General features: G+C 40.8%; 4 protein-coding genes and 1 pseudogene. 1 reads left to right on the top strand and 4 read right to left on the bottom strand.

From position 1 onward, the window contains the following. Nucleotides 1-46 precede the first annotated feature (46 nt). Genes rfbD through rfbA form a run of 4 tightly spaced genes read right to left on the bottom strand, consistent with a single transcriptional unit; the run spans nt 47 to nt 3,408 of the window. Nucleotides 47-883 carry a dTDP-4-dehydrorhamnose reductase gene (rfbD, locus tag PPA04_RS09185; RefSeq protein ID WP_057785044.1) on the bottom strand — a complete coding sequence of 279 codons (837 nt, stop codon included), beginning with the start codon at nt 881-883 and terminating at the stop codon, nt 47-49. A 32-nt stretch (nt 884-915) separates the two neighbouring features. Then, on the bottom strand, nt 916-1,944 hold the full coding sequence (rfbB, locus tag PPA04_RS09180) for a dTDP-glucose 4,6-dehydratase (RefSeq protein WP_027822971.1): 1,029 nt from the start codon (nt 1,942-1,944) through the stop codon (nt 916-918). A 9-nt stretch (nt 1,945-1,953) separates the two neighbouring features. Further along, nucleotides 1,954-2,535 carry a dTDP-4-dehydrorhamnose 3,5-epimerase gene (gene rfbC, locus PPA04_RS09175; protein WP_057785045.1) on the bottom strand — a complete coding sequence of 194 codons (582 nt, stop codon included), beginning with the start codon at nt 2,533-2,535 and terminating at the stop codon, nt 1,954-1,956. 3 nt (nt 2,536-2,538) lie between these two features. Next, the gene (rfbA, locus tag PPA04_RS09170) at nt 2,539-3,408 is read right to left on the bottom strand and encodes a glucose-1-phosphate thymidylyltransferase RfbA (protein WP_021730701.1); all 870 of its coding nucleotides are present in this window, start codon (nt 3,406-3,408) and stop codon (nt 2,539-2,541) included. Between the two features lie 74 nt (nt 3,409-3,482). Between rfbA and PPA04_RS09165 the strand changes: the two are divergent. Further along, nucleotides 3,483-3,734: pseudogene (locus PPA04_RS09165) on the top strand (hypothetical protein); the annotation flags it as partial. Nucleotides 3,735-3,850 lie beyond the last annotated feature (116 nt).

The raw sequence follows: 3,850 nt of genomic DNA, 5'->3' as shown, positions 1-3,850 counted from the left end.
AAATATGTTCTATTTTTTCTCTATCTTGCATAGGGTCACACAACCTTTACTCCGATAAAAGCTTTGCAACTGCACTCTTCCAGTCAGAAATTATAAATCCAGTTTTTTTGGCCTTGCTCAAGTTCATCACTGAATGCCGTGGCCGACAAGCCTTTTGTGGAAATTGTTCAGAAGTAACTGGTACTACTTCAACATCAGTGTTCTTCAAAATTTCTTTTGCAAAGTCATACCAGGTGGCTGTATTATCGTTGCTTAATTGATAAGTCCCTGAAGCGGCCTCAGTTTTCACTAGGTGAACCATAAATTCTGCTAATGTTCGCGTCCAGGTCGGCCGTCCAAGTTGATCATTAACGACTGTCAACTTATCATGTGTCTTCGCTAAATTCTGCATTGTGAAGACAAAGTTATGTCCAAATTCACCGAAAACCCAGCTAGTCCGAACAATGTAATAATCAGCACCACTGTGACGAACGGCTTCTTCACCAGCCCACTTAGCACGCCCGTACTCATTCTTGGGATTGGCTGGATCATCTTCTAAATATTCACCTTTATTGGTGCCATCAAAAATATAGTCAGTAGAAACATAAACCAATTTAACATCCTGTTCAGCTGCTACTTGGGCTAAATTTTTTGTTCCATCAACATTGACCAGCCAATTGAGGGCTTTGCCTTCATCTTCGGCCTTATCAACTGCTGTGTAAGCTGCGCAATCATATAAGACCACAGGTTGTAATTCCGCAACCTTAGCTTTGACTGCATCTAGGTTCGTGACATCCAATTCTTTTTTAGTCAGTGCATCAAATGCAATCCCTTGTTCATTTAATAGTCGTTGCAACTCATTCCCCAATTGACCATTGGCACCAACAATCATTACTTTTGACATTTAGAAACCTCCTCCTCTAGCATTTCACACTATTATTGCCCGTTCTTGGCGTAGTTTGATTCAACCTTGCTCTTATCTGCTTGCCACCAGTCTTGATGGTCAGTATACCAATCAATCGTTGCTTTCAAACCAGACCGGAAGTCAGTAAACTCTGGCTGCCAACCTAATTCCGTGCGCAACTTAGTTGAATCGATCGCATAACGTAAATCATGGCCGGGACGGTCCTTAACAACATCATAAGCATCTTTAGGCTGACCCATTAATTCAAGAATCATTTCCAAGACGTCCTTATTGTTCATTTCGCCATCGGCACCAATCAGGTAGGTCTCGCCAATCTTACCTTTGGTTAAAATATCCCAAACGGCCGCAGAATGGTCGTTCGTGTGAATCCAGTCACGAACGTTTTTACCACTACCATATAATTTTGGCCGAATCCCACTTAAAATATTGGTAATTTGGCGTGGAATAAATTTCTCAATATATTGATAAGGGCCATAGTTATTTGAACAGTTCGAAATGGTGGCTTGTAAGCCAAACGAACGTACCCAAGCCCGAACTAAAAGATCACTGCTGGCCTTAGACGAAGAGTATGGACTGGAAGGCTTATAACGACTAGTTGGTGTAAACTTCTCGCCAACACCCTCACCATGGCCCGGTAAGTCTTCCCGTAATGGTAAATCACCGTATACTTCATCAGTGGAAACATGGTGGAAGCGTTTATTAAACTTATGTGCGGACTGGATCAGCGTATAAGTCCCGATAATATTCGTTTCGATGAATGGCCATGGATCCTTTAATGAATTATCATTATGGCTTTCAGCGGCGTAATGGACAACCGCGTCAGTTTGTTGCATTAATTCATCAACCAAGGGCGCGTCACAAATGTCACCCACAACTAATTTGACCCGGTCGCCTAGAATTTCTTCCAAGTTGGCCCGATTACCAGCATAAGTTAACTTATCTAACACGGTAATCTTGACTTCGGGATGATGATTATAAACATAGTGAACAAAGTTAGAACCAATAAAGCCGGCACCACCGGTAACTAATAAGTTTTCCATAACGTCTCCTTAAATTTCGCCGTAAACAAACGGATTATTCTGTTCAAATTCTTTGAAAGTCTGTTGTTTGGCATCCTTATCAGAAGTCATAGCTTGATCATAGTCAATAGGCCAGTTAATATTTAAATCTTTATCCATAAAGGTAATACCACCGTCGGCTTCAGCGTTGTAGTAGTTATCACACTTGTATAAGAAATTAACATTATCAGTCAATGTCACAAAGCCATGGGCAAAACCACGGGGGACTAACAATTGACGATGGTTACTTTCAGAGATAATATAGCCCTCCCATTCCCCGTACGTAGGCGAGCCAGCACGAACGTCCACAATAACATCAAGTACGGCACCAGTCACCACGCGAATTAATTTAGTTTGCGCTGCCTTGCCACGTTGAAAATGCAGTCCCCGCAAAACACCCGCTTCCGCTGACAATGATTGATTATCCTGAATGAAATCAAAACCAATGCCAGCTTCTTTGAAATCACGGTCAGAGTAAGTTTCCGTAAAGAACCCCCGCTTATCACCAAAAACTGCTGGTTCAATAATCTTAACATCTTGTAATTTAGTCGTTATTACCTTTAATTTTCCCAAAATTTAAGCCCTCCCAATTAATCTTAATAAGTATTGACCGTAATCATTCTTCTTTAATGGTTGCGCCAATTCATACACTTTATCAGCATCAATATAACCCATTCGATACGCCACTTCTTCTAAGCAAGCCACTTTTAAGTTCTGGCGTTTTTGCACGGTTGCGATAAAACTACTTGCTTCTTGTAATGAGTCATGGGTCCCAGTATCAAGCCAAGCAAAACCACGGCCCATGAGTTCAACATCTAACTCATTATGTTCTAAGTAAACTTTGTTGATATCCGTAATCTCCAATTCACCACGTGGTGATGGTTGAATATTCTTTGCAATATCAACGACTTGATTATCATAAAAATACATTCCCGTGACAGCATAATTACTAGCTGGGTGTACAGGCTTTTCAACAATGGACTTTGCATGCATATTTTCATCAAAGTCAACGACACCAAAACGTTCCGGATCATTGACATGGTAACCAAAGACCGTGGCCCCCTTCGGCTTAGCGCTAGCATGTTGAAGCATCTTGGATAAGCCGCCACCATAATAAATATTATCACCTAAAATAAGACAGACTGAATCATTTCCAATGAAATCAGCACCCAAAATAAAAGCTTCAGCTAAACCGTTCGGCTTTTCTTGGACAGCATAGGATAGATTCAAGCCCAAATCATGACCATCGCCTAACAGTTCTTTGAACCGTGGTGTATCAACAGGTGTTGAAATAACCAAAATATCTTGGATTCCTGCCAACATTAACGTCGATAACGGATAATAAATCATTGGCTTATCATAAATCGGGATCAATTGTTTTGAAATCGCCCGTGTAATTGGATACAGCCGTGTACCGGATCCCCCTGCAAGAATAATTCCTTTCATTTAGAGCCCCCCTGAATAGTTGCTTATTTTAATTATATTTCTATTTTCAAAATATTACTACCTAATGATAGGAGCACCATGATGCAAACAAGCGGATTGTCTTAGGTCTTGTGACTTCTAAATTTCCAGAGCTAGAGGACCAAACTCAATTAATCACACGTATCAAAGAAGCTACTGAAGAAGTCCCACTAGAAAACTTGGCGCTTTCTACTCAGTGTGGTTTTGCTTCAACTGAAGAAGGCAATAAATTAACTGCTGATCAACAATGGGCAAAATTAAGTTTAGTCATCGACACCGCTAAAAAAGTCTGGCAAGATGCAGAGTAACACTTAACCCACTAAAGGTTGAAAGTATCAAAATTACTTCACTAACCAGTATTAAATGACTTGGTTCAAAAACAGTAGTTTAATTGCCGGCCTGCGGCTCCAAGTCGTTCCCACTA

The sequence above is a fragment of the Pediococcus parvulus genome (genome assembly GCF_007990205.1).
In the GTDB taxonomy this organism is placed as follows: Bacteria; Bacillota; Bacilli; order Lactobacillales; family Lactobacillaceae; genus Pediococcus; species Pediococcus parvulus.
Note: the sequence above shows the minus strand (reverse complement) of the source record. Positions and strands in the feature narration are given on the sequence as shown.

Excerpts from the sequence above, each read along its gene's own strand:
- rfbD (WP_057785044.1), bottom strand. The coding sequence starts at position 883 with ATGTCAAAAGTAATGATTGTTGGTGCCAATGGTCAATTGGGGAATGAG.
- rfbB (WP_027822971.1), bottom strand. The coding sequence starts at position 1,944 with ATGGAAAACTTATTAGTTACCGGTGGTGCCGGCTTTATTGGTTCTAAC.
- rfbA (WP_021730701.1), bottom strand. The coding sequence starts at position 3,408 with ATGAAAGGAATTATTCTTGCAGGGGGATCCGGTACACGGCTGTATCCA.